1 protein-coding gene is annotated in these 677 nt (G+C 48.7%); it reads left to right on the top strand.

Going from position 1 to position 677, the window contains the following annotated elements:
* Positions 1 to 56: 56 nt before the first annotated feature.
* On the top strand, positions 57 to 677 hold a 621-nt coding region (locus LGZ99_RS24575; protein ID WP_262979867.1), incomplete at its 3' end, for an IS110 family RNA-guided transposase.

Below are 677 nucleotides of genomic sequence, written 5' to 3'. Positions count from 1 at the left end.
ACCCTGTTAGCGATATATTGACAGCGTGTGATTTATTTTTTTAAGAGGCCATCATCATGAACACTATCGCACTGATTGGTATCGATCTCGGCAAGCATTCCTTTCATGTCCATTGTCAGGATCATTCGGGGAAAGCCCTGCTACGTAAAAAATTCACCCGAACTAAATTGATGGAATTCTTAGCTGGCTGCTCTCCGGCAACGGTGGTGATGGAAGCCTGTGCTGGCGCGCATTTCATGGCAAGGCGGATCGCTGATTTGGGGCATGAGGCCAGGCTGATTTCACCGCAGTTTGTTCGTCCTTTCGTCAAAAGTAACAAGAATGACTTTATTGATGCCGAAGCTATCTGTGAAGCCGCCTCACGCCCTTCAATGCGGTTTGTTCAGCCCAGAACGGAAGCTCAACAAGCCATGCGAGCCCTGCACCGTGTCCGGGAATCGCTGGTCCGGGATAAAGTGAAAACCACCAACCAGATGCAGGCTTTCCTGCTTGAGTTTGGCATCAGTATGCCCAAGGGAATTGCTGTGATAAAACAGCTCTCCACTGTGTTGGGTGAACATGAACTTCCCCCTTATCTGGTACAGGTATTACTGCGGTTACAGGCGCATTATCACTATCTGGTTAAACAAATCACCGAGATTGAAACCGCCCTGTCACAGGAGATTGCTCAGGATGAT

This window comes from Photorhabdus temperata (assembly GCF_025384845.1).
Lineage (GTDB): Bacteria > Pseudomonadota > Gammaproteobacteria > Enterobacterales > Enterobacteriaceae > Photorhabdus > Photorhabdus temperata.
This window is presented reverse-complemented; position numbering and strand designations above follow the sequence as displayed.